The 24,831-nt window shown below is 53.9% G+C and carries 20 protein-coding genes; 7 read left to right on the forward strand and 13 right to left on the reverse strand.

Translation table 11 applies throughout. The features are described from left to right. Positions 1-37: 37 nt before the first annotated feature. From corA to F1E05_RS08585, 4 genes are all read left to right on the forward strand, one after another. Positions 38-1,351: a magnesium/cobalt transporter CorA gene (corA, locus tag F1E05_RS08570; protein ID WP_232056826.1), complete on the forward strand. Its 1,314-nt coding sequence runs from the start codon at positions 38-40 to the stop codon at positions 1,349-1,351. Positions 1,352-1,562: 211 nt separating this feature from the next. Further along, positions 1,563-3,095 (forward strand): alpha-L-arabinofuranosidase C-terminal domain-containing protein, encoded by a 1,533-nt coding sequence (locus tag F1E05_RS08575; RefSeq protein ID WP_190303285.1) that lies wholly within the window; start codon positions 1,563-1,565, stop codon positions 3,093-3,095. A gap of 49 nt (positions 3,096-3,144) precedes the next feature. Then, entirely contained in the window at positions 3,145-5,130 is a 1,986-nt protein-coding gene (locus F1E05_RS08580) for an oligosaccharide flippase family protein (protein ID WP_269473500.1), read from the forward strand. Between the two features lie 500 nt (positions 5,131-5,630). Then, positions 5,631-8,774, forward strand: coding sequence for a cytochrome c3 family protein (locus F1E05_RS08585; protein WP_150047901.1), 3,144 nt, complete (start codon positions 5,631-5,633; stop codon positions 8,772-8,774). Between the two features lie 446 nt (positions 8,775-9,220). On the opposite strand, the gene F1E05_RS08590 is transcribed toward F1E05_RS08585, so the two are convergent. Beyond that, complete coding sequence (locus tag F1E05_RS08590) at positions 9,221-9,577, reverse strand: hypothetical protein (protein ID WP_150047902.1); 357 nt, start codon at positions 9,575-9,577, stop codon at positions 9,221-9,223. Between F1E05_RS08590 and F1E05_RS08595 the strand changes: the two genes are divergently transcribed. Beyond that, on the forward strand, positions 9,576-9,938 hold the full coding sequence (locus F1E05_RS08595) for a hypothetical protein (RefSeq protein ID WP_150047903.1): 363 nt from the start codon (positions 9,576-9,578) through the stop codon (positions 9,936-9,938). The two genes, F1E05_RS08590 and F1E05_RS08595, sit on opposite strands and share 2 nt — an antisense overlap. Before the next feature lie 44 nt (positions 9,939-9,982). Here F1E05_RS08595 and F1E05_RS08600 read toward each other — a convergent pair whose 3' ends face one another. From F1E05_RS08600 to F1E05_RS08655, 12 genes are all read right to left on the reverse strand, one after another. Continuing rightward, positions 9,983-12,232: a TonB-dependent receptor family protein gene (locus F1E05_RS08600; RefSeq protein ID WP_150047904.1), complete on the reverse strand. Its 2,250-nt coding sequence runs from the start codon at positions 12,230-12,232 to the stop codon at positions 9,983-9,985. Positions 12,233-12,362: 130 nt separating this feature from the next. Then, complete coding sequence (locus F1E05_RS08605) at positions 12,363-13,688, reverse strand: sensor histidine kinase (RefSeq protein WP_150047905.1); 1,326 nt, start codon at positions 13,686-13,688, stop codon at positions 12,363-12,365. After that, complete coding sequence (locus F1E05_RS08610; protein ID WP_150047906.1) at positions 13,685-14,350, reverse strand: response regulator transcription factor; 666 nt, start codon at positions 14,348-14,350, stop codon at positions 13,685-13,687. Before F1E05_RS08610 ends, F1E05_RS08605 begins: the two co-directional genes overlap by 4 nt. A 163-nt stretch (positions 14,351-14,513) precedes the next feature. After that, positions 14,514-14,882, reverse strand: coding sequence for a hypothetical protein (locus tag F1E05_RS08615; RefSeq protein ID WP_150047907.1), 369 nt, complete (start codon positions 14,880-14,882; stop codon positions 14,514-14,516). Between the two features lie 144 nt (positions 14,883-15,026). Beyond that, complete coding sequence (locus F1E05_RS08620; RefSeq protein WP_150047908.1) at positions 15,027-15,572, reverse strand: HupE/UreJ family protein; 546 nt, start codon at positions 15,570-15,572, stop codon at positions 15,027-15,029. 41 nt (positions 15,573-15,613) lie between these two features. After that, a complete protein-coding gene (locus F1E05_RS08625) occupies positions 15,614-16,042 on the reverse strand; it encodes a hypothetical protein (RefSeq protein WP_150047909.1) in 429 nt (142 codons plus the stop codon). A gap of 32 nt (positions 16,043-16,074) precedes the next feature. Then, complete coding sequence (locus F1E05_RS08630; protein WP_190303287.1) at positions 16,075-16,548, reverse strand: hypothetical protein; 474 nt, start codon at positions 16,546-16,548, stop codon at positions 16,075-16,077. Between the two features lie 27 nt (positions 16,549-16,575). Continuing rightward, positions 16,576-17,196, reverse strand: a complete 621-nt coding sequence (locus F1E05_RS08635) for a hypothetical protein (RefSeq protein WP_150047910.1) — start codon at positions 17,194-17,196, stop codon at positions 16,576-16,578. Beyond that, the gene (locus F1E05_RS08640; RefSeq protein ID WP_150047911.1) at positions 17,193-17,585 is read right to left on the reverse strand and encodes a copper resistance CopC family protein; all 393 of its coding nucleotides are present in this window, start codon (positions 17,583-17,585) and stop codon (positions 17,193-17,195) included. The genes F1E05_RS08635 and F1E05_RS08640 overlap by 4 nt, the downstream gene beginning before the upstream one ends. Before the next feature lie 8 nt (positions 17,586-17,593). Next, on the reverse strand, positions 17,594-17,998 hold the full coding sequence (locus F1E05_RS08645; protein ID WP_150047912.1) for a hypothetical protein: 405 nt from the start codon (positions 17,996-17,998) through the stop codon (positions 17,594-17,596). A 13-nt stretch (positions 17,999-18,011) separates the two neighbouring features. Then, a complete protein-coding gene (locus tag F1E05_RS08650; protein WP_150047913.1) occupies positions 18,012-18,590 on the reverse strand; it encodes a hypothetical protein in 579 nt (192 codons plus the stop codon). 13 nt (positions 18,591-18,603) lie between these two features. Further along, entirely contained in the window at positions 18,604-20,010 is a 1,407-nt protein-coding gene (locus F1E05_RS08655) for a HupE/UreJ family protein (protein WP_150047914.1), read from the reverse strand. Between the two features lie 295 nt (positions 20,011-20,305). On the opposite strand from F1E05_RS08655, the gene F1E05_RS08660 reads away from it, so the two are divergent. Both F1E05_RS08660 and F1E05_RS08665 read left to right on the forward strand, forming a co-directional pair. After that, entirely contained in the window at positions 20,306-23,440 is a 3,135-nt protein-coding gene (locus F1E05_RS08660) for a BTAD domain-containing putative transcriptional regulator (RefSeq protein ID WP_190303288.1), read from the forward strand. A gap of 114 nt (positions 23,441-23,554) precedes the next feature. Then, positions 23,555-24,685, forward strand: a complete 1,131-nt coding sequence (locus F1E05_RS08665) for a hypothetical protein (RefSeq protein ID WP_150047916.1) — start codon at positions 23,555-23,557, stop codon at positions 24,683-24,685. Positions 24,686-24,831: the final 146 nt, after the last annotated feature.

Raw genomic sequence — 24,831 nt, forward strand, 5'->3', positions numbered from 1 at the left:
TCGCTTGGATGTCAATTAGCCGACAAAGTCGGGTATCATGGCGGAGGTTACTCAAACCGGCTGTCCGGAGTCGCTATTGGCTTTACATACTGTCATCGATCTATTGAAAAAGCACCGTCTGGTCGAAGGGATGGTGCAAAACCAACCCTTACCCCGCCGCAAATTAGTCGTTTCCTTAGTTCAAAAACAGCATTTGGCCGAACTGCGCGGTTTGTTGGAGCGGTTAAACGCTGTCGAAATCGGCCACATTCTGTCCGCCTTACCGTTGGATGATGCGGAATTGGTTTGGACGCAAATCGAGGAATCCCGCCAGGACGACATATTGTGGGAAATTTCCGACGGTCTGCGGCAACAGCTGGTGGGCGATCGAGAACCGCATTGCGGCGACGGGCAAATATGCGCGTTCGAATTGATCGAAGGCCGGCTGGCCAAGGTTTCCATTACCTGCCGGCACGATTTGTTGGGAGGCAAGCCAATTTGGATAGATTTGTTGTCGCCTACCAAAGCTCAGCGGCAGTTGATAGGCCAACATTTCTCCGTAGATTTGCCGGACCCGGACGAACAAACCGATTTGGAAGCCAGTGCCCGGTTTTATGTCGAGCAAAACGAAATCCATATTCATTCGGATTTTTTGCTGGATAGAGAAGGTAAGTCGCGCAGCGTTCCGGTCGCATTCGTATTGCGCGACGAGGTGTTGTTCTCGGTTAGAAACGAAGAATTACCGGTATTTCGTCTGCAACGTCTTAGGGCGAGAACCCAGCCCGGCTTCGTAACCGACAGTAGGGATTTGTTGCTGGATCTGTACGGCGCCGAAGCGGAATATTCCGCGGACGCATTGGAAAATATTTATACCGAGTTAGAAGCCGTCAGCAAAAAGGTATTGAGCCAGAACGTCAGCGACGCTGAGGCCGAACGCATCCTGGCCGACATCGCCGAAGAGGAAGATTTGAACGGTCGCATCCGCCGCAACATGCTGGATACTCAACGCGCGGTGTCTTTCCTGATCCGGCGCAAACTGTTGTCGCCGACTCAGCTGGAAGATGCGCAGCAGATTTTGCGCGATATTGAATCCTTGAACAGTCACACGGCGTTTTTGTTCGACAAAATTAACTTCCTGATGGACGCGACGGTTGGTTTCATCAATATCAACCAGAACAAAGTCATCAAAATCTTTTCGGTCGCATCGGTAGCGATGCTGCCGCCCACCTTGATTGCCAGCATTTACGGCATGAACTTTCAACACATGCCGGAATTGGAATGGATGCTAGGTTATCCCTTCGCCTTATTCCTGATGGCGTTTTCCATCGTGTTGCCTTATTTGTACTTTAGACGCAAAGGTTGGCTCAGGTAGAAGCGGGTTGGCAAGCGCTCAAGCCGTTTCCGCACGACTCGTTATCCTCTTTATCGCTATATAGCCAAGGCAATCGCCCGGCACCAACAGGTAGGTAAAATTCAGTTAACCGACGCTAACCCGACTGAGTTGTGCGGCTCATGTCTCAATCGGCCGGGCGTTCTGCGTTATAGTACCAACCGATGTTGTAAGTGGGGCGGATACCATGGCTATGAAAACTTTAACTGCGATATTTTTGTGCGTTTGTCTGTGTTTTGAATACGGCAGCACCACGGTTTTGGCGGCTGAACAGGCCGGCATTGTGATAGATGCGCAACAGTCCGGGCGCGTCATCCCTCGATTATTGTTCGGCTCCAATTTGCAATGGGAGGCCAACGGCGACGGCCTTATTGTTTCGGATAACGGCCAAGATTCGTTGGTGCCGGCGGTGGTAGACACTGTTAAATCCGCCGGGGTGAGCGCTATTCGCTTTCCCGGCGGCGCGTTGAGCAATACCTATCAATGGCAAAACGCAATCGGCCCGCTGGCGGAGCGTAAGGTCGGCGTCACCTATAGCGGCCAGCCGGCCCCGTCTAATTTCGGTACCGACGAGTTCATTCGGCTTTGCCGCTTGACCGGTAGCGACGCCGTGGTGACGGTGAATTTTTCAGCGGATCCGGCCGACGCGGCGCATTGGGTCGAGTATCTGAACGGTTCCCCGCAGAGCGAATGGGGGGCGTTGCGGGCTAAAAACGGTAACCGGCAAGCCTTGGGTGTGCGTTATTTCGAAATCGGTAACGAAATCTATTCGCCGAACGAACCCGGTCATACCAGTGCCTCCAATTACGCGGCGCGCGTTAAAGATTTTGCTAAAGCGATGAAAACGGTCGATCCGTCGATAAAAGTCGGTGTGGCCTTGGAAGCGTCTTTTACCCAAGCTGCATGGATGGTCAATGTTTATCCGCATTTGTTAAGTTGGAACGAACAAGTGATTAAACACTTGGATGCCTCCTTAGATTTTGTCGTCGTGCATTTTTACGCTCCCTTCGACAAGATGTTTTTCAATAACGATTTAAAGCGCTTGGTTTTGGCCGGGCCTATGGTGTTTGCGCAAAATTTGGCTAGCGTAAAAGGCTTGCTGGCCACCCATCAACGCGACCGGATGGAAATTGCCGTTACCGAATACAACACGTTTTTCGGCGAAAAAGTCGTGTTGGATAAACGCATATCCAGTGCCGAAAGCGCATTGTTCAATGCGATGATGCTGTTCGCCATGATGCGCGACGACAAAGTCGTTCTGGCCAATCATTGGTCTTTACTCAACAACAGCAGTTTCGGGATGTTGCAGTATCAAGACGGTGTATTGCTGAAGCGGCCTAATTACGATGTGATGACCTTGCTATCGCAAATGGCGCAAGGCAGCGTGCTGGACACCAAGGTGCAAAGCCCCGCGTATTCGATAGACGCCAAGGGAAATTTGCCGGCATTAGCGCAGGTTCCCTATTTAGATGCCATTGCGGTTATCGGTGCCAATAAGGATTTGTTGTTGGCTGTCGTCAATCGAGGTCTGGAGGATAGCGTACCGACCGCCATCAGCTGGTCCGGGTTTAGTGGCACTAACGGCGAGCTTATTACTTTGATCGACGATCAAGATGGCGGCTGGACCCGTAACGAGAGCGTGCTGGCAGTATCCGCTAATCGGTTCAATGTCAGCTTTCCGGCTCAATCTCTCAGCTTGATACGGTTAAAACCGAGTGTCCGTTAGCGCGCATGTATCGCACCGTTTTTACATTCTTTAACCGGCAATCCTCAGCGTGTCGTCGCGTGCCTTAACGCATTTTGCTAATGTCCTGATCTCGCGGTTAGCGCTACCGCTTGGGGCGCTACTCATATTAATAGTTCTGGGCAGGGTGTCTACCGAGCTGCTGGGACGTTACGCGTTGGTAACGACGTATTTCTTCATCTTACAAACCTTGCCACTGCTGGGGTTGACGCCCTATGTGATGCGTGAAGTCGCCAGAAAACCCGAGTATGCGGCGCGCTATTACGTCAGCGTTGGTTTGTTGGCATTGATATCGGCGTTATTAATCAATTTGGCGATCTTTTTCGGCCTCGGCTTTAGCGTTTACCCCGACGACATCCAAGCGGGCATACGGGTAGTCGGTTATTGCATTGTTCCGGGCATTTTGGCGTTTACCGCCGAAATCGTGTTAACCAGCTTACATAGAACGGCATTCATCTCCCGTTTGGCATTAGCGGAAAATTTTTTGCGCGTTGTAGCCAGTATTGTGTTAGTCCGCCAAGGCTACGACGTCGATGCCTTGATGTGGGTGCTGTTTTTGACTAAGAGTCTGTTGTGGCTCAGTTATTTGGAAATATTAAGCGATATTTGTCCGGGATTTTTAAAAACGCTGCCGCATGGCCGGACATTGCGCGAGATATTTCGAGTCGTTCCGGTGTTTTTACTGAATACCGTGTTGGCGTTGGTGATCAGTCGCCTGGATTTTGTGGTTTTATCGCTCTATCAGTCGGCCGAAGTGATAGCCCATTACGCGATTGCTTACCGTTTGTTCGAAATCGGCATGATGGTGATTACGGCGTTGATGACCAGCCAGTTTCCCAGCTTGTCTCGGCGGCATTTGCAGGGCGTCAGCATCAGCCGGGCAATGTTCAGGATATTTTTAACGGCTTTTTTTATCGTCATGCTGCCGTTCGCGCTCGGCTTATATTTCGCCGCGGACGGGTATGTACAGCTGTTGTTTCCGCATCAATATCCTTTGGCCGTGCCGCTGGCCCAAGTTTTTATGTTGATTTTGCCCTTGGCGGGATTCGATTGTGCCGCCAACTTTATGTTGAATGCCATGGATAGGCAGCGCGACGATACCTTGGCTTTGTTGTTCGGTTCGCTGGTATACGGGCTGGCATTGCTCATTTGGGTCCCCGAATATTCGATCTACGGTGCGTTTTGGGCTCTGTTTGCGGCCTTGCTGGTACAGTTATCGGCGCGTTTTTATTTCATAGGGCGGCGTTATCACGGCGTTTTGAGCGGCTTCGAAATCGTTTTTTACTTAGCGTTGTTGATTGGCATTTGGAGTGTTGTGCTAAGCAGGCAAATCCCGAGTCTAACCGTGCAAGTCTTGCTGGTACTCGGCTTATTCGCGGCTTTGCCGGCGATATTGATGCTTTCCGGCATGATCCAGCCGCTGCGGTTGCTGCGTTTTTTGAGCGGAACCTCGAAACGGCGCAAGCAGGATGGCGACGTGAATTCGCTAGCCGGCTTGCTCAGGTTTATCGGCGAAGACGCCAGACGCAACGTGGTCTGGCGCAGATTCAAATATCCTTTGCCGGAAGATAGAAAGCACATCGTCAACTTCGGCTTTAACGCCGTGTTGCTGTATAGGATTTCCCGCTTTTTGTTGTTACGCGGGCTTGGTCGGCTGTCGTTTTTCGTGTGGACGGCCAATAAATTGACGACGCGCTGCGATATTCAGCCGGATAGAAAGATAGGTCCGGGTTTAGTGTTGGATGCTCCGGCCGTTGTGGGCATATCCGGGCAGGTAGGCAGTCATGCCTGTTTTATGGCAAGCACCGCTATCGGCCGCTCCGGCCCGGCCAATCGGCATACGCTAGATAGCCCGGTCGTAGGCGATAAGGTCTTGTTTTTGCCGGGCGCTTGCATTCTGGGCGGCTTTTTAATTGCAGACCATTCGGTTGTGCCGCCGGGTGCCAAAATACGCAGTCTTAAAGATTTCCAAGCAGCCGGGCTACAAGCTAAAGATAGAAGCGCGGAAGCGGTTTGATAAAACGCGTGGCCGGTTGGACATAGTCCGGTTTTCACCAATATGTCGCACAGGTATTTTTCCTTGCATTGGGCCGGCGAAATAGACCCGGCAAGAGAAACCGATAGGCGGGTTGAACAACGTGAAGCCCATTCTGGAGTGGAGGTGGCTTGTGATGGACTTCCCGCGTCGACACTCCACATCCCTGAGTCTCCCCGATTTTCTTAGACTGCCCCTTATAAGCTTGTCGACGGACCGGTTTCTACAAGCTTCGACAATTAACAGCCAAGTTGCCGATTAAGAACAACGCTAAAGCCGGGCGTATTCGGCCGGCATTTCACCTATTTTCCGGTTTGTTCTGCGGCATATCCCGTGGTTTTTCCAGGCTCCAAACTTGAATTGTATTTAACTAATTGAAATTATTGTGATTAATTGTCGGTGTAGATATTGCATAGCACCTTGCGGTTTAGCTGTTAACCATTCGCACAATAATTATTCAAACATTCAAGAGGGGGGCGGACATGCGCGCTTTATTCAATCCCGGCGGCCTGTTTACGGTGGTAGGACTGGTCATATTAACCGGGTTACTAGCAGGATTGCCTTGCGATGCCGAAGCCGGGCAATTGCGGTTGAGCAAGGCTCAGTGGCTGGCTAAAAAAGCTACGCTGACGATCAGCGGCAAACTCGGTAAGGCCGATGCGGGCGCTGGTGTCGAGCTGTACGATGTCAACGGCCGATTTTTAGGTGCCCCTACGCTAAGCAGCAAGGGCAAATTCAGCTTGTCTCTGAATCAAGACGCTTTGCCCGCTATTCCGTGCGGTATCAGAGCCAAATCGGGCGATCTTGACGCTTTAAAAAGCGTGATAGGCGCGCCTAAATCTTGCCGCAAAGCACCGCAATGCAGTATCGCCACACCGCTGGAAGGCGCACAGCTGAGCGTGAATCAAGCTACCGATTTTAAAGCTACGGTTAGCCTTAAAGATAAGAAGACTACTATCGTTAGTCAGGAGTGGGATTTTGCCGGCGGTGCTTTGCAAACCGAGGCTTTTCGGAAATCCGGCGCCGAAACGTCGGCGACTTTCGTCCGCGACAACAGCAACTATCGGGTTCGCTTTGTCGCCACGGATAGCAACGGCCGCCGTTGCGAGGACGCCGTGAACATCGCCGTGGGCAATCCGCCCGGCGAGCTGCCGGCCAAAGTAAGCGAACAAACCGCCGCCGGCTTGGGTGCGGAACTGGACGGCGTCCTGGACGACTTGGTGGTGCTGCCGGTTGCCGAATGGTCGATGATGCATGCCAGCGACGCCAGGGTGAATCCCAATCTATACGCTTCGTTTCCGCCGTTAAACACCACACTGAATGCTTACGTCTATAAAAAGGCCTTGAAGCCGGTGTTGCAGACCACCAACGATGTCGACATTCAATACTCCGCCGCATCGAATCCCAGCGACCCGGTTGGCGCCGGTTCCATCAATTCCACCAGCCAAAATTGGCCGCTGGATGCCGCTTTTAGCGGCGCGCAAATCCGTAAATCCGATTTTTGGGAAACCTATACCCGTGCCGAATCGGAAAAAGGCGACGGTTACCGTAGCCTGTCCTGGATGGCGATGGCGCCTTGGAGCTGGTCCTGGAGCAACGCCACCGACGACTTTCCCGATCCCGACGAAGGTTATTATCTGGACGGTACGATCAATTTTTCCGCTAATCCGGCGGAGCCCGGCAGTCAAATGCCCGGTAAAACCAACCCTTACGTGACCAATACCCCCAGGGAAATGGCGGCGGCCATGGGTACCACCACCGGCGGCTCCGTGCGTTCGCTGCCGATCACGGACGTTGACGATAAAAACAGGATCAATCCTTATCCGTTGGTGCGCGTGCAAGTCAAGGAGAACGGTAGCGTCAAAGCCAGCACCGACGGCGTGTTGACTAGCGGTAAAGACTTCAAATGCCGAGAGTGTCACGCCAAGGGCGGCATAGCGGCCAACCCCAATGCGCCGCATACCCGGGATGCGTTTTGGTCGTCCGCTTGGGTTAAATGGTATATCGCAAAAAACCCGGATAAGGCGCCTGCCGCGGAAGATATTCTGGATAAACCGCAGTTCTTTGACGCGGCCGGCGACAGTATCGAAGATCAGGAATACGCCGCTGCGCTGAATTACACCAGTCTGCACGATTTTTACGACAACATGGGGCTGTTGAGTTCCATGCTATACGGGATGAGTCACGACGGTAACAACAAAAGTACGGGGGACAGTCCTTTCAGTTGCGAGGCGTGCCACGGTTCCGCGATGGCATTTTTGACCCGCGACGATGCCTGGTGGCAGTGGGAGCAACACAACTACACCACTCCGGATTTCGACCCGGATTATTCGCCCACCATCCACCGCTTCCACGGCATGTTGCAGTACAAAAGCGCGACCGACCACAGCGACATCAAACGCACTGCCACCGGCATGTACGAGCGCTATACCGGTACCGGTTTGAATGCGTTGAGTTTGTTTCCGATTTTCGACGGCAACGGCATGCAGGTACCGATGGAAGAGAATTGCCTGAAATGCCATGCCGGGCATCGCGAGCCGCTGTACCGCGACCGCATGTATACCGCCGGGGTCACCTGTTACGACTGTCACGGCGACATGCTGGCGGTGGGGCAAAACACCAAGAAACCGGTAGAGCGCATTAGCGCCGACGGCAACCAATACCGGGTGCCGTGGTTCGACGAGCCGGATTGCGGCTCCTGCCATACCGGGCATAGCATGGCTACCCCGCAAACCGATAGCGGCTATTTCAGTGCCGGCGTGATGAAGCGGGCGTTCGACGCGGGCGACTATTCCGGCTTGTCGCGTAAGGTCGATTTGACCGATCCGGATGCCGCGCGGTTTGCGGTAAGGCCGTTATACGATCTGGGGGTTAGCGATCCGGCCAAGGCTATCAGTATCGGCGCCACTCAATACAACGCCGACACAGACACGCTGGATAACGTCGACAGAAGCCTGAAAGTCTTGGTGCCGTTGTATCGGGAAGGCAAGGACAGCCACGGCAACGTACCGTGCGCGGCGTGTCACGGGGTGGCGCACGAAGTGTGGCCGAACCGCGACCCGAACGCTAACGACAACGTCGCCGCATTGCAGCTGCAAGGACATACCGGCACCATCTTGGAATGTAACGTTTGCCACGACAAAGACTCGTTCAAGCTGATGGACGATCTGGACGGCGGTACCTACAGCGGCGACGACGTCGAACACATTCTCGGCGGCCCGCACAACATGCATCCGGTCAACGATCCGTACTGGTGGAGCGAAAGCGCCGGCGGCAACGGCGGCTGGCACAACGAATACGCCAAGATCTCGGGCAAGAACGGCGAAGACCAATGCGCGGCCTGCCACGGTGCCGATCATAAGGGCACGCGCTTGTCCAAAACTCCGGTCGAACGGGTATTCGTCAACGACAAGGCCAAAGGCGTCAAACGTAAAGTGGTGGTGCCGGCCGGTACGCCTATAGGCTGCGATCTGTGCCATAGTCTGGAAAAAAGCTTTCCGCAACGCACGCAGTCGGCGGCCATCGCCGGCAGCGGCCAGCAATCCGGAAACTCGAATCAAACCTCCGGTTCAGGTTCTGGCTCCGGTTCCATGAACGGATCAGGAAGCATGGGTTCCGAGCGTTAGTGAGCCGGTACATTGAGAGGGGCACTGTGTGCCCCTTTTTTTGTTTTTCGGTTTTTGTAGTCTCGAATAAGGTGTCCAGGCCCGTCCCGAATCCCTTAACGTCACGGCATTGGGATAGGTTACGCGTGCCGAGCAATACTTTTCTCTGCAAGTCGCTCCGAAACTGCCTTCATTTGCCGGGGCGACTGCGAAACTTTCATGATCATTACTAGCCATTATTCTACACAGCTAACGGCGCTTTAAGACGTACCGACGTTTTGTCTTACAACGACGGAAGACATCACCCCGACCCCGCCGGCTAACGGCAGTCAGGGCTATACGATACGACCCATCCGGCTTCATCACCGGCTACGGCGGTTTTACCGACCGCTACGGCGCCGACCGCACCCTGATCACATTCACCCAAGCCGCTAACAGGGCCGTAGATACCGTCTCTCAAGTCAACGTTAAATTGCAAGGTCACCGTAAAAAATAACAACCGCCCGGCAGCCGATAACGTCGATAATTCGGCATAGATTGTCACGTCTTTCGTAGGGCGGAAAAGCGATAGCGCATTCCGCCAAATTACCCCAGCCAAACCCAAACCAACCGCAACCGGAAAACTTCAACCCAAAATTCACGGCCAAACGCTCCGAAATGTCGGATTTCGCTGTGCTCATCCACGGTTCTGCAATAAGCGGATTGCTCCGCGAATCACCGGCAATATCACAATAATCCGCCGCCCGGTCGTAGGCGATCGGCAATCCAAATGCCACCATACGGCGGAACCGCGATGCGTTCCACCTTACGGCCTTAAAACCCATGGCGACAATCTGCTGCTTTTATGCCGGCGCGGCGGCCTTACTGGCCGGTCCAAAACGCAAAGCCTACGATCCGCAACTGGCGGCGCATTTCATTGACGCTTTGGGGCTGTACCAACCGGGCGACATCGTAGAATTGAATGGCGGCGAACTGGCCGTGGTGAAGACGATTTGGCTACAAACCCCGCGGCGAGCAACGGTGCGGCTACTGACCGATCCGCATAAACGTTTGTTGGAAAATCCGCAGGAATTAAGACTTTATTTGTCGGCCGCCAAAGCGCAAGCCATTGCGCGCATTTTAGCGGCCGACGAGCCCATCTTAGATCTGCTGACACAGCAGGCCAAACGCCAAACTGACAACTAGCCGGGCCACCCCGCCTATCGCTAAATTTGTACCGGTTGCGACGTTTAGAATTCGTATTTAAACCCCGCTTGCACCAAGCGCGGCATACCCGACTGAATACCACGCACCCGGTCGGTAATGTAGGTATTGTCCAGCATGTTTTTCATAGCCACATACAAAGTCAAATCCTTCTGCACTTTATAAGAAGTCGCAAAATTGACCACCACGTAATCGTTGATTTTGCCGTAAGAACCGGTGCGAGCGCTTAGACTGTTCGGTCCGTCAGGATGATCGGCCCCGCTTTCCAGATTCATGAAATCGGCATATTGTTCGCTGACGAATGCCGCTTCCAGATGGGCATCGAAACCGCTGGGATGCGAGTAGCCCAAAGTCGCGGTCAACAGGTTTTCAGGCGCATACGGCGCACGCTTGCCGGCGGCCGAGCCTCTCACGTAACCACCGGGACAACTCGCCGGCGTCGCACCACTGGACAGCGTCACACAGCGGAATGCTTCCGTGGTTTCAGCCGTCGGCAGCCACATGTAGGCTATCTGCGCATAGGGATTATGGGTCCAGTCGAACACATCTCCGAAGTCTGCACGCGCCATCAACTCGATGCCTTCATACAAGGCTTTGCCTTGCGCAACCGGCGTGCTACCGCCGCCTACCGTACCCAACACCGTCAAGGCGTCGAAATCATTGTGAAAATAGGTCAAGTCCGCTTTAACACCGCGCATAGGCCTTGTCCGGATGCCGAATTCCGTATTCCAGCTGATTTCGGCACCGATTTCGGCAGATCCGCCGGTATCGTTGTAAACGGCATCCTCGACCCTAGGCGGCGCAAAACCGCGGTGGATGCCGAAAAACAAGGTGGCTTCGTCGATAGGACTATAGGTCATGGCGAATGACGGCAAGATTTCCGTCAAACTGCTTTGGCCTTGCGCACCGTTTAACAAATTCTTGCGCTGGTAGCTGACGGATTCGACGCGTACACCCGGCGTAAACGTCCAATCGTCCAAAATGAATTGATTTTGGAAAAAGCCCGAATAGGCATCGGCAAAACGCTCGTTATTTTCCAATACCTGGCCGTCGCGAGCGTTTGGCGAATTGCCTCTGATCATCTCCCGATACTGGTTTTCGAAATGCGCCCGGAAGCCGGCATCCAGCCGGCTCTCGATGCCGAACAAGTCGTGCTTGGCGTGCAGTGTCGGCGCAATCCCCCAAGTCTGGTAATTACGCTTGCGACCTACAGTGTAGTTACACAAATCCATATCGATCGGGGTGCCGTTCAGGCGATCTTGCACATAAGTTGGGTAACTGGCCGTGCATTGATTCTCGGTCGGAAATTCATTCTGCTGCCGCCACCAGTTACGCTCGTAGGACGACCAGTAAAAATTGGTTTCCAGCGACACGTCGTTGTTGAAACTGTGCTCGTAGGTGGCCGAGGTGGACCAGCGGTCGTTGATGAAACTGGCGTTCTTGTCCGGATTGTAGCGGGCGCCCAGTTTGCGGTATTCGGCGTCGGTCAAACCGAAGGCTGCGCCTTGTTCGTCCTGGTGGTAAAAGTCGCCGCGCAAGGTCAGGCGGTTACGGGCATCGAAATCGATGATGCTCTTCAGGTTGGCGTCGTCTACGGTAGCAAAGGTGTTGTCTCGGTTTTCCATGCCTTCCTTGTGGATGTAATCCACTACGCCGCCCACGGCGTCCAGGCCTTGAACGTTTTTGACCATTCCGCCGTAGCGGGCATGGCCGTTGCGGTAATCCCGGTTGCCTCCCATAAAGCTGACGAAGCCGCCGGGCTCGACCGGTACTTTCGGCGTCAGGTAATTGACCGCGCCGTTGATGGTCTGCGGGCCGAATTGGGTCAAATCGGCGCCCTTGTAGATTTCTATGCCGTCGTAGCGTTCGATCGGCGGATGGTAATAGATGTCGTTGTCGCCGTAGGGCGCAAAGTTGAACGGAATGCCGTCTTCCAGGAACAACACTTTGGTGGAACGGAACGGGTTTTGGCCGCGAAAGGCGATATTCGGCCGCAAGCCGAAGCCTTCCTCGTCGCGCACGTAAACGCCGGGCGTCTTGCGCAAGGCTTCGTTGACGGTGAACACCTGGTCGCGTTCCAGGGTTTGCTTGTCTATGACCGAGGTCGAGCCGGAAAAAGCCGAGGCTTTTTCCACGCTTTCCACCACTTCGACGGTGGATAATGCGTCGGCGGCGTCATCGGCTTGTTTGGTGTTGGGGGCCGGTTGGTTGGCCGCCACGCCTTGGCTGATCAGACTCAGCAGTAATGCCGGTAAATATCCCTGTTGTTTTTGCATGTGCTTCACTTCGCTTCGAGTTGGAAAAACGCTGTTCCGCTCGGCCGGCGAGCCGATTGGGATGCGTTTTGCCAATGTAACGAATAGGGCTGAATCGAACCTGAAAAGACCGGTGGATAAAACTCAACGGCTAGCGGCGTAGCGGCAAACTGACGGTTGCCAGGAATCCGCCTAATGTCTTACTGCGCCCGAACGCCAACTGACCATGATAGCCTTCGACGATGTCCGCCACGATGCCCAAGCCGAGTCCGTGTCCCTGCATGGCCTCGTCCAAGCGTTGGCCGCGCTGAGTCAGATGGCTCAAGTCTTCGCGCTCGCAACCGGGGCCGTCGTCGGCGACTCGAATCACCAGCCCGTCCTGTAGGCTGAGCTCGACGTCGACCTGTTTGCTCGCCCATTTGCAGGCGTTGTCCAGCAGATTGCCCAGAATTTCCATCATGTCTTCCCGGTCGAAATGTACCTGGTGATTCGGCGCGGTCACTTGAATATCCAGCGGTTTGCCGGCGTAAATGGCGCGCAAGGTCTTTTTTAGCGCAATCATTTCCCGGCGAGGATTGAACGCAGTTGCGGCTGGTTGATCGCCGGCGATGCGGGCGCGTTTCAGTTCGCGTTCGATATAACGATGGATAATTTCGGTTTGGGTGTTGAGCTGCACGCGCAGTTCGGGATGGGCATCCAACAAGGAGGCTTCGCTGGCTCTGAGTAACAGGGTGATGGGCGATTTCAGCGCGTGTGCCAGATTGCCTAGCGCTGTGCGGGATTGTTGCAGGCGCCGAACGATGAGTTCCAGCAAGTGGTTGATCTCTGCGACCAGCGGCACGATTTCCTCCGGCACGTCCGAATCGATTTTTTGCCGGGTACCGCCGGCGACCTGTTCCAGTTCGCGGCCCACCGCGAGCAAAGGTTGTAACGAGCGGCGGATGTCCCGGCGCAATATGCCGATCGCACTGAATAGAATCAGCATGGTAAGACCGAAATAGGCCAGCCGAATCGAGGTAATGTCATGGTCTACTGCCGACAAATCTTCGGCGACGCTGATGTTGATTCTGTGGCCGAACCTGACGGCCCCTAGAGTCAATACCAGCAGGGGGCTGCCGCGCGGACCGGTCAGATGATAGCGCTTGGATTGATCCGGTCCGACCGGTTCGACCGCCAGTGGGAAATCCAGCAAGGAAGGGGACGGATAGGCGTGAGCATCCACTTTCACCAGGTAGTAGTGGCCGGACAAGCGCCGGTTATACACCGAACTGATATGGAAGCTGTCGAAGCTTACCCGGTCGTCGTCGCTATAGGTCAACGTTTCCAACAAGGAATAGCCGTCGTCGGCCAGGCGATTGGCCATTTGTTTCTCGGCGGCGCTGCGTATGACCCAGTCGGCGGCAAACCAATGCAGCACGAAGATCGCGCACAGTACCGCCATTAGGCCGCGGCCCAGGCGTTTTTGTAACGACATCATGCTTTGAATCCGAACAAATAACCTTGACCGCGGCGGGTTTGGATCAATTCGCTGCCGACAATCTTGCGTAAACGTTTGACGTACACTTCCAGAACGTTGCTGTCAGGTTCGGCCGATTCGCTGTAGATATGCTCGCTCAACTGAGCTTTGCTCAATACCTTGCCGGCGTTCAACATGAAATAGCGCAACAGGCGAAATTCGATTGCGGTCAAGGCGTGGGCGGTATTGCCCGCTACTACGGCGGTTTGTTCGTCTTCGTCCAGCTCCACGCCCAGGACTTTCAGCTTGGCTTGGTTCAGATTGTTGACCCGTTTCAAAATCGCCTGTAACCGGGCCAGCAATTCTTGCGGGTGAAACGGCTTGCAAACATAGTCGTCGGCACCGGCTTTAAACCCGTCCACTTTCTCGAACCAGGCGTCGCGCGCGGTTATTACGATCACCGGAACGCGGTTGTCGGTCTGACGCCATTGTCTTAACACCTCGAGTCCGCTCAGCTTCGGCAGACCCACATCCAAGATCACCGCGTCGTAGGGTTCTGTGGCGCCCAAAAACTCGCCTAACTCGCCGTCGGTAGCGGTTTCCACCACATAGCCGGCATTGGCTAAGTCCGCTTGCAGCGAACGGGACAACTCGGCATCGTCTTCTATCAGTAATAAACGCATTGAGATTTGAGTTGAAGCTGCGCAATAGCAAGCCTGAGTGAGGGGAGGTATGAAACAATTCGGTAGTGACAGGCCCAAAACTAGCGAATTATCTGCAAATGCAATGGGCAGTCGGACAAAAGTACAGCCTTAGCGAAAACGCTGCAGCTGTACGGTTTGAAGCTTACATAAATTTTTTCAGGTTTTGAAAGCCTTCTTTAGCGGCTTTCAATTCTTGTTCGGCCGTGGAAAAGTCCGATTTTTTGGCGGCGTTTCGCGCGTTTTTCAATTTGGCCATAACCTTATCGCGTTCGAATTCAAATTTATAATTGGCATTCAAATCCCCGGCGTTTTCGTTGGCGGCTTTGATGAGTTCCGCTAACTCTTGCGCATTCGCGGCCGGAATTGCGTTTAAAGCGGCTTGTATCTTAGCGTCCACCTCCTGAAGTACTTGGGGAACCGGTTTTTTGATTTCTTTAGCGAAGGTAGGCGTAGATAAGCTCAGCAACGCGAATAACAGGCCAAGTAAAATATAAAAATTTTTTAATTTCATAAAACGTGTTTGTTAATTTGTAATTTATATGTTTATGTTGGATTGTTTAATTTAAAAAAATAAAAATTATTAAAATACCCCCGGGCTATTGAATTAATTGAAGCTTGGTGTTTTCTGACAGCTAATTATGTTTTAGCGCCAATTTCAGTTGGTGCATTGATATTGGTAAATAAAATGTTTGACAAGTGCGGCACCGGCAATGCCCAGCGCTAGTAACGCTAAGGTCGTCGAGGCAAAGCCTGCGGTAAACGAGATACTGTCTTCATCCAGCCAAATATCGTAAGCATGGGTGTAACCGTGCAATACGGCAAAAACTACGATTACCAGGCCGGACAGCAAACGTGGTATATAGGGCGCGAAAATTAAGCCGGCCGCAATCGTAATGGCAAGGAAAACCATGAGATGCTCGGCATGCGGAATTTCTATGGCGGCTAAAGTTAAGCCGGTACCGGCTAACATCGACAATATAAACGCCGAACAGGCTATTTTAATTTTCCCGGTATGTTGCGAAATTAAAAAACCGACCGCCAACATGGCAATAACATGGTCCAAGCTGGTTAACGGATGAATCAAACCGTTTATGATGCCGAAAGAATCGCTAAACCCATGCCCCGGATGGGCGACTGCGGAATAAGACTGAAATATTAAGGTCAGGGCGAATATCAACAATGTTTTTATGTTGTTTACCATGGTTTTCTCCTACTAATGCAATTGATTGGAAAGGTGTTTGATCACATCGAATGCAATTTGTAATCGACGCGAGGGTAGCCCTTTTTGTCTTTGGGGTCCAAGGCGTCGGACGCTTGCTCGCCGCGCTGCGCAAGCTGGTTTGAAAGCATTTGTTCCCAATTGTCGAAGTTGGCCAGCTCTGTCATGCCGGCCGCCTTGTTTTTCGCGAAAATCGCTTTTCCCAGTTCTATAATGCCGGCGGCATTTTGTTGATCGATCGATTTTAAAAATTCGGCGTCGTCCTTGATATGATTGCGAATTGTCCAATAGGCAATTTCAAATTCGACGCGTTGATTTTCGGGTAAACGTTCTTTAATGAAGGCTACCGATTTAATCGCCGTTTTCAGACTGTGCGCATTGACTTGGCTGGCGTTTGTGCAAGCGTTGGCAAACAGGCAGGTTGATAAAATGAATATACTCAAGCGTTTCATAATTATTTTAGTTAACCATTGCAACACAATCTTTAAAATTGCTGATTGGAAAATGGATTGAAATTAGGCCGGATAACCCTATTGAATCCGAAATCGGTGGCTTGGTGGCAAGCGTTGCAAGCCGCGGTTAAATTGTCGTAACCGGCGGAGAAGGCCTGCGAGTTTTTATTTTTGACGGCTTGCTCCAACTCTTTGATAGGCCGGTCCATATACTCCGGGATTAACTCGGTCAAGGGACGCTTAATTTCCTTGTGCGTGGGGTGATATTTGACCGCATCTTCAAAACCTTCGAGTAACTCGTCTACTTCATAAGCCGCCAGTTCCCAATTTTGCGCTTGCCCGGCCAACCCAAGCTTGGCGTGGCGGGTGGCACTTATGGCCATGATTTCGCCCAATCCCGGAGTAAAGTTGTCCGTAACACCGGCTTGATGAGTATTGGCGGTACAGGCGGGTAATAAAATCAATACTAGTGACCAACGAAGGACTTTAATCGAGTGTTGCTGCATAAATGCTCCTTTATTAATAAGGCTAATTCAATGTTGGCCGTTGTCGGATGCCGGTTTTAATAAACGCGGTAACCCATAAGCCAATACGGCAATCAAAATGCCTAAACTGACAAAGATAATCGTCAAACCTTTTTCGCCGCCGGATTGTTCGGTTACTAAGGCCACCGTCAACGGAATATGTAAAGCAGTGGATTGCAAAGGCAGACGCAAATCGGTGTCGTCCACGCTCAGCACCGCTTGATAGTTGCCGGCGGTTTTCAGATTGGCGGTTACCGACAACACGCCTTGTTTAAATACCGCCATGGGGACATTGGCGATAGTGGTGCCGTCTTCGCCGAGGATTTTTAACCCCACCGGTTTTTTGCGCACGTCCAAGTCCAACAAATCGATAGAGATTTGGGTATTGCCGGTCGTCGGTATATCGGTGCATTCGGCTTCAGGTAGGGATTTGCCATCTTGAGCTTGATCGGGGGCGAGCTGATAAGCGGCAAAATTGACCACGTAGTAGTCGTTGCTGTACATGCAGCCGTACAAATCGTAACTACCGCCGACGCCTTTGCGGTTGCCGCCCAAAGGTACGGAGGCCTGCGACTGTGCGATTATCAGCAGGGTCAAACAAGCGGCTGACAGGGTGCGTAACGACATCATGGTTTTACCTCGGCTAATGCGGCTTTATCGACGACGGAAAATTTGGTTATGCCGCTAACGACCAGGCCATCTTCGGTAATGACCCGATAACGGACGGCGTACCCGCCCGGTGCCAGTGGCGTTGTGGTCGCCGTCAGGCGGTGTCGTTCGCCCAGGACCAAGCGGCTATCGCGCTTATCCACCCGGTTGCCTTGGCTATCGACCACCACCACGGAGGGGGAGCGTTCGCCGACGTTACCGCTAAACCACAATTTGACGGTGCCGTCGAAATCGGCGATTTCGCTGTTATGCTTGGGGTAGGATTTAATCAGTACGCCTTCCGCGTGGCTGGATAATCCGGTTAATGACAGAAATAGCCCTGCAAAGCAGGTAGTAACGGTTTTTTTCATGGTTCCACTTAATAAATGCCGAGTAAATCGGCGATAAAGAGGACGATGGGATCGGAAATTGGGTGAAAGAATCCCAGCGTTATCGCGAGCAAGCCGACGACGAATAGTCGCGTCCAAACTTTTAGCGATAGATCTTGCCGGCGCCACAAGCAATGGAAAATCAACCAGCTGACCAGCCATACGGCTATAGCCAAGGTTTCCTTGCCGGTATAAGAGCCTATGCTGCCGTCGGGGCCGCTGCCGGTGGAGCCCGGTATCCAGTGACCGTAAGAGTGAATGATTTTGTCCAGTTCCTTGGTCAGCCTGGAAATATGGTGGCTGACCATCAGCGTGAAAAAGGCTAATAGCAGCGCCAAAGTGGCGGCGACCAGCGGACCGGAATAGATTTTCGGATTTTCGGTGTCGTGTTGCATGTCGATTGTGGTTTCAAACAAAACGTAATTTGGCCAAAACTAGGCCCGCTACAAAACCCAGCATTAAAAAACTCCAGGAAATGAGCAGGGTAATGCCGAGAAAGCGGGCGATGTCTCGGCGGTATTGCATGGATTTTCCGTAATAGAACAATGCAAAGCAGGCGGCCACCATCAGGGGAAACGGAAACAAGGAGGCAAATTCCTTGAACTCCATCAATACGTTGTGAAAGGAGGGCACGTGAGCGAGTATCCAGTCGCGTGGCCCTTCCTGGCCGCGATAACGCATATAAATCCAGTTGCCGCTGACGGCCCCGGCTAGATTTAAAACGGTGGCCGTCATGACCCACAGACGCAACGATTCGAAACGGACCTGCATGCCTTTTATCAGCGGAATCGCCCGATGCGTCAGGTAAGTGCCGACGATGACCGCGAGTATCGCGCTAACGCCGTGGATGCCGGCTTTGAGGTTATAAGCGGTCGGATAGAAAAAATTCGCGGCCGGCAATAACAGCAATAAACTCAGCGCAATCGCTATTTGAGTGCGAATGACCGCTTTGCCGAAGTGATCGTGTCGGTATTCTCCGGTAGGCATAAAACTCTCCTGCTTAGTCGATTTTAAAAATTGCGAGTGATCGAGTTCCTTGACGCCGGCGGCTTATATCGGTGCTTGCAACCGAATCGCTGGGTCTGGACGGATGGATGGCCGGTAGGCGGAACTCGCCACCGGCAAAATTTAAAGAGTTTCGAGCCGGAAAGTCCGCGGGCGCAATCAACCGGTGGCGAGAAAAAGCGCGATGTGCGGCAAGGGAGTTGAAACCAGGCTTATGAAAACCGCCGATACCGTAAAAGTATGGGGCGGGATAAGGCGAATCGGGGTGGGATAAGGCGGCGATAGCAAAAAGCGCTATGACTTTTTCGGCTTGGCCGGCGACAATCGGGGAGGTACAAACAACGGGTTGAAGCGGTACGGCAGTGTCGGCAATGGGCGGCGAGGTGAGGCCGACTCCACTACTCGATAAGCCGATGCCCGGCGTGAAATTAATCTCCGGAAAGTAATACTTGAAGCGATAAGCCTGCAGTTCGCATGCGTGCTCGGATTGCCTGCCCGCTTCCTTCCGGATTGCGGCCGCGGCTGGTTGGCTGCCCAGGCTGCGGTAAAAGCCGGCCCGGGAGCGTTCCGGCACACCTTGCGTCTTGCTAACGGCGTCCGGCGCCCCGCTCGACGCAAGACCGTCGTCAAGCGCTTGAGGCGTTAACGCGAGATTTTCCGCGTTCGGAGCGATGGCTTTAAGCCGCTGCGATGCGCCGTGGTCATCCGTGCGAGCGCTCAAGTCGTTGAGATAATGCGGAACAGGGCCGTTAATGCCGAAAGAATAGGCAAGCGCTTGGTCGCCGCTATCGGCTGGCAGGTGTTTAGCCAGGACCGGATTCGAAAATAATGCGGTCATCAACAAGGTGACCGAGAACACTACCAGCTTTGCTACCAATATGCCGGTGCCGTGCAACAACAAGGTGGCGAGCATGAAACCCAGCGTGTAGGACATCAGACTGGCGGATGCGGAAATTTCCTGGCCGTGGGCGAAACCGTGAAAAAAAGCGAAAAACGCCACAATCGCCAGGTTGACGTGGGTGCTGAAGCGGACCCGCCGGCAAATCAGCAGGCCGAACACGGCGCAGGACAGCAAAATGATGCCTTCCGCACTCGGCAAAGAGAGGCCGGCAGCCCCGGCTAAGCCGCCCAAACTCATCACGCCGACAAAAGCGGCGGGTAACATCCAGATAGCCCGGCCGCGTAATTGCGCGGCCCACACGCCGACCGCCAACATCGTCACCAAGTGGTCCCAGCCGGTTAAAGGGTGTTCGAAGCCATGGTGCCAGCCCAGCGCGTCGAACCCCACGCTTTGCAAAAACACAAAGCCGGCCGCGCAGAGAGCGGGCAAGCCGATAGACAGGACTAGCCAAACTATTCTTAATGTTGAAGCGCCCAAGGGTTGCGCGGCTTTGGCTTGCATTTGGCTTAGATGTGAATCGAGTAAAAATCGCGGCAAATCATACTGTAAAAATTCCGGGTACGGGAAGCGGTTTTATTAACCGTCGTTTGCCATGGCCGCGGTGCTCATGCCGCCGGCTTTCTATCTACCCGTGCGGACTCGGCTATAGTGGGCACAATGGCGTGGGGCTTCACCTGCGAATCGCAGCGGCGCGGCTACCCCTCAGCATGTATGCCGGGTTTTGCCAAGCCCTGCCGAATCGGTTAAGTGACTATCGACATCGGCGGGTTGCCTCTTTCAATTTGACGAAAAAATGATGAATACAGCGTCTTCCTCAAACCTTCCCGACAAATTAGTTGCGCCGGCGGTCAAGCGTGCGATAGCCAGACATCGCTTATATGGCTTATTGAATTCGGCGAGGCAAAGCTATCGCTTGATATGGCTGCCGGCCCCCGCCGGGTCCGGGAAAACCACTCTGGCGGCGACGTATGCCGAACACGCCGAATGTCCGGTGCTTTGGTATCGGTTGGATGCCGACGACAGCGATCCGGCCGCATTTTTTCAGCATTTTCTGATGGCAGCCGAGGCCCGTTTCGGTTTGGCGGCGACGCCGGCAACCTTCAATCCGGGATTCTTGAATAACCTGAGCGCCTATTCCAGGCAGTTTTTCGGTTCGATATTGCACAACGACACCCGCCAGCGCCTGATCGTTTTCGACGATTATCATGCGGTGCAGGATTTCGCCTTGCTGCAACAGGTGTTGGAGGCCCTGTTCCGGACGGCCGCGGACAACTACCGGATTCTGGTGTTTAGTCGCAACCATCCGCCGGCCTATTGTTTGAATTTGCTTTACAACCAGCTGACGGTCGTACCGGCCGGGGTGTTGAGCTTCAGCGCGCAGGAAGCGGCGCAGTTGTTGGCGGCGAAAGACGTTAGGTTGGAAAGTGCCCGCTTCGCGCAGTTGCTTGCGCAGACCGGCGGTTGGGCCGCCGCTCTGGCCGTGATTTCCAAGCAAGCCCAAGCGGACTGTGAACCGGGGGCGCCGTTGCCGGAAGATCCGGCGCAACAAGCCTGGCTGGGGTTGCCGGCCCAAACCCGACGGCGTTTGTTGGGTATCGCGCTGCCGCAAACCGTCAGCGAAAGCGTGGCGATCGAACTCACCGGCGAAGCCGAGACAGGCATCACCTTGTTCAATTTGGCGGAAGATCAATACTTGTTGAGCCGAATCGAGTCTGACCCGCCCATCTACAAATTGCATCCCTTATTGCGCCAGTTTCTGTTGGAGCAGTTGCGCGGCCAAACCGACACGACAAGGTATGCGGACCGCATCAGCGAGGTTGCAGGGATTTTGCAGCGCAACCATCAGTTGGGCGAAGCGGCCGAGCTCTATGCGCAAGCGGAAAACTGGGCTTGCTTGAGCGGCATGATTCTGACCCACGCGCCGGCCGAGTTGGCGGCCGGACGTGCGGTCAGGTTGTTGAGCTGGCTGGAAAGCCTGCCGGAAACGGAACGTCAAGATCCTTGGTTAGCTTACTGGTATGCTGCGGCCAGCCTGCCTTTCAATCCTAAGCGGGCCCAAGCGTTTTTTGAACGGGCACATGCCGGGTTCGGCTCCGACCCGCTTGGCCGTTTGCTCAGTGCGGCTGGCGTGGTGACCGCCATGTATCTGGCTTGGGATGATTTTATCGAGGCACCGGGCTGGTTGCGGGAATTGGCCGAACTGGATGCGTTTCGCGCCGGTCTGAACGACCCGGAAGTGGATACCTGGGTGTTGGGCTGCGGCAATATGCTGGTCAATCTGGATTCGGACCACGGCTTGCTGCAAAACTGGATTACCCGCGCGGAAACCTTGATTCAGGTTCATGCCAAATCCGATCAGTTGTTCCTGGTGAATTTTTTATTGCAAACCCGTATTTGGCAAGGCGATTTTTCCGGTTGCCGCGCCTTGTTGATGCAAATTCAGACCGAACAATCGGCCGACATGCCGTTGATGAAAATCACGCTGCTGATTTGGAGTGCGGTCAACGCCTTTTTGGAAGCCGACCATGCCAAGGCGTATCAAACCGTGGAGCAGGCGCGCATTCTGGCGGAAAATTTCGACCTGCGGTTTTTGCTGCCGCAAATCTACGGCCAGGAAATCTACACGGCCTTGTCCTGTCACGATGTCGACCGGGCCGGTCAGGCGCTGCAAAACATGTATGCCAGTCTGTTGCCAGACCGGCGCCAGGATCGCGGTTTTTATTTGCATGTAAAATCCTGCTGGCTGTTGTTACGGGACGAACTGGCTCAAGCCCGCAAGGAAGCCGAAGCTACCTTGCAAATCAGTCTGGATACCGGCGTTGCCTCCAGTGCCAGTCTGGTAGAGCACGTGCTGGCGCAAATCCTGATTGCCGAATGCGATTGGGCATGCGCCAAGCCGCGTCTGGACAGGATAGAAGCTTATTGTCGTCAAAGCGGCTTTCACTACATTCTGTTCATGTTGCAATTGACCCGAGCCGGCGGGTTGTTGTCGGCGGGTGACGAAGCGGCGGCAATAGAAGTATTGCAAACCGCATTGCCGCTGGGCCGCAGCCGGCGCTACCTGAACGCGCATCCGCAATGGCAGATCCACAGCATTAGCCGCTTATGTGCCTTGGCGCTGGAGCGGCAAATCGAACCCGATTACGTCCGTTTGTTGATCAGGGAACGAAAGCTGCCGCCCGGCAACGACGCCCGCGAAAGCTGGCCGTGGCCGGTTAAAATCCGAACGTTGGGCGGTTTTCGGGTCGATGCGGCCGGACAGGCCGTGCAAGCGGGTAAAAAAGACAACAAGCCGTTGCTGCTGTTGCAGCTACTGATCACCATCAACCCGGACGGCGTTCCCCGTCAGGTATTGGCCGATCAGATATGGCCGGACGCCGATGCCGATACCGCCCTGCATGCCTTTGAAGTCAACCTGCAACGTTTGCGTAAAATGCTGGGCAGACAGGATGCGCTCATCCTGTCCGGCGGCAACTTGTATTTGAACCGAAATTTGTGCTGGCTGGATATCTGGACCCTGGACGAACTGAGCCGCCGGCTCGATCAACAACTGATCGCGGCGGAAACCGTCGTGCGCCGTTTATTGGCTATTTGGCGAGGTCCGTTCCTGCCGGGTCAAACCGGCCCCGGCAGCGAAGCCAAGCGTCTGTTGCTGGCCGCGAAATTCGTCCGGGTGATGACGCAAATCGGGCTAACCCTGGTCGACCAAAACAAGCCGGAGTGCGCCATCGAGGCTTTTCGCAAGGCCGTCGAAGTCGAGCCGTTGGCCGAACAACTGCATTATCGGCTGATAAAAATCCTGCTCGATCAAGGCCGGCCATTGGACGCGTTGGCCGCTTATCGCTTGTACGCATCCATCCATAGCAGTCATTGGGGGCACCAAGCCTCGGATACCTTGAAGCTCTGCCGGGATTTGTTGAGCCAAACCTGAAGGCTGCAGCAGGTTGCGGTTTAAAACGCAGTTGTGAGTTTTTTGTGAGTATCGCCGCTTTAGTATGTTGATCGTTCTTACTCCACAGATCAATCAGAGCAGGGGGATACCACGATGCACAATCTCGCACAGCCGCGCATTATGCGCGGCGTTTGGCTTTTCGGATCGGCTTTTTTGCTGATGTCTGTATTGACAGCTCAGCAGGCCTTGGCTTCGACGCGTTACGAAACCTACGCCAGAGTCTACGACAGCTCCGGACCGCGCACGGTCTGCAACGATTTTTTTTGCAGTTCCACCACAGTGATACCGCCGGTTGATATTGTCGACCGGCACAGCGGTGCCGAACCTAACCCGTCCTCCCCGGCTGGTGTATCCATACATTCGAATGCAAACGCGGTGGTCGGTTTAGCAGGGGCAACTGCCACTTCCGTCATTTATGACACCGGTTTAATCCGCGACGCGATCAAAATCGGCGTATCCGCATCCAGCCAGCGATCGGGTTACCTTTTAGGCGAAGCACATGCCAGAGCCGAGATTACTTTTGGAATCACCGTCGAATTCAATTTCCCGGACGATCCTTTCCTCGCGGCCCATGCCGTTTCGCATTGTGGCGGAGGTTGCCCGCTGGCCATGGACTTTCAGCATCAAACCACCGGTCGGTTCAGCTTTTCAGGCGTTCCCGGTCAAGGCGCAGAAGCGTATTTTTCCGAAACCTTGAGCATGGACAGCGGGGCCAACCTTTCGGGTGAAGCCAGCATCGCCGCTGATCCGCTGAACGGTAACAGCCTGACGCCGGGAGTCAACGGCCTGTGGAGTGCTAGCGACTTTTACCCGCCTCAAACCGGCACGGGCGGAACCGAGCTGGCATTTAATCATTTCGAGTCCATTACCAATCAATTTTCGATTTTCAGCGTCAACTTTTGTACCGAATTGAACACCGGGCTTTGTTTGCTGGGCAATTACACGGTCAGCATCGAACAAGCTGCCGCAGCCGGATTTAGCGGTAATTCCGAGTACACCACCGGCGGCGGGGTGACTAGCGATTTCGCCCATACCTCTGAATTCAGCCCCGTCCGACTTTACGATCCATCCGGTCTTTTGGATCTGAGCAATGCGCAAGTCAACATCCGTTTCTTCGATCCGGCTCCGGTGCCCCTGCCGGGCGCATTCTGGCTGTTTGCCTCGGCATTGGGGGCTTTCAGTCTAAAGCGCGTGCGCGATTCGGACAGAAAGCGCGCTCAATAGCGCAGCTGAGAGATTGAGTGACAATCTAACGCTGCCGCTGAGGTAGGCGGTGGCATCGCCCATCTAAACCGGGCTTTCGGCTTTTCCGGTATCGGGAGCAAGCAACGGCCGCTGCGTTGATGTTCGCTCAAAAAGATTAAAAAACC

It is taken from the genome of Methylomonas rhizoryzae (assembly GCF_008632455.1).
Lineage (GTDB): Bacteria > Pseudomonadota > Gammaproteobacteria > Methylococcales > Methylomonadaceae > Methylomonas > Methylomonas rhizoryzae.

Coding starts and splice junctions, on each gene's coding strand:
- corA (WP_232056826.1), top strand. CDS start 38: ATGGCGGAGGTTACTCAAACCGGCTGTCCGGAGTCGCTATTGGCTTTA.
- F1E05_RS08590 (WP_150047902.1), bottom strand. CDS start 9,577: ATGGGTTTTAAGGCCGTAAGGTGGAACGCATCGCGGTTCCGCCGTATG.
- F1E05_RS08650 (WP_150047913.1), bottom strand. CDS start 18,590: ATGCCTACCGGAGAATACCGACACGATCACTTCGGCAAAGCGGTCATT.
- F1E05_RS08615 (WP_150047907.1), bottom strand. CDS start 14,882: ATGAAATTAAAAAATTTTTATATTTTACTTGGCCTGTTATTCGCGTTG.
- F1E05_RS08640 (WP_150047911.1), bottom strand. CDS start 17,585: ATGAAAAAAACCGTTACTACCTGCTTTGCAGGGCTATTTCTGTCATTA.
- F1E05_RS08660 (WP_190303288.1), top strand. CDS start 20,306: ATGAATACAGCGTCTTCCTCAAACCTTCCCGACAAATTAGTTGCGCCG.
- F1E05_RS08665 (WP_150047916.1), top strand. CDS start 23,555: ATGCACAATCTCGCACAGCCGCGCATTATGCGCGGCGTTTGGCTTTTC.
- F1E05_RS08635 (WP_150047910.1), bottom strand. CDS start 17,196: ATGATGTCGTTACGCACCCTGTCAGCCGCTTGTTTGACCCTGCTGATA.
- F1E05_RS08610 (WP_150047906.1), bottom strand. CDS start 14,350: ATGCGTTTATTACTGATAGAAGACGATGCCGAGTTGTCCCGTTCGCTG.
- F1E05_RS08645 (WP_150047912.1), bottom strand. CDS start 17,998: ATGCAACACGACACCGAAAATCCGAAAATCTATTCCGGTCCGCTGGTC.
- F1E05_RS08620 (WP_150047908.1), bottom strand. CDS start 15,572: ATGGTAAACAACATAAAAACATTGTTGATATTCGCCCTGACCTTAATA.
- F1E05_RS08600 (WP_150047904.1), bottom strand. CDS start 12,232: ATGCAAAAACAACAGGGATATTTACCGGCATTACTGCTGAGTCTGATC.
- F1E05_RS08575 (WP_190303285.1), top strand. CDS start 1,563: ATGAAAACTTTAACTGCGATATTTTTGTGCGTTTGTCTGTGTTTTGAA.
- F1E05_RS08595 (WP_150047903.1), top strand. CDS start 9,576: ATGGCGACAATCTGCTGCTTTTATGCCGGCGCGGCGGCCTTACTGGCC.
- F1E05_RS08605 (WP_150047905.1), bottom strand. CDS start 13,688: ATGATGTCGTTACAAAAACGCCTGGGCCGCGGCCTAATGGCGGTACTG.
- F1E05_RS08655 (WP_150047914.1), bottom strand. CDS start 20,010: ATGCAAGCCAAAGCCGCGCAACCCTTGGGCGCTTCAACATTAAGAATA.
- F1E05_RS08630 (WP_190303287.1), bottom strand. CDS start 16,548: ATGCAGCAACACTCGATTAAAGTCCTTCGTTGGTCACTAGTATTGATT.
- F1E05_RS08585 (WP_150047901.1), top strand. CDS start 5,631: ATGCGCGCTTTATTCAATCCCGGCGGCCTGTTTACGGTGGTAGGACTG.
- F1E05_RS08625 (WP_150047909.1), bottom strand. CDS start 16,042: ATGAAACGCTTGAGTATATTCATTTTATCAACCTGCCTGTTTGCCAAC.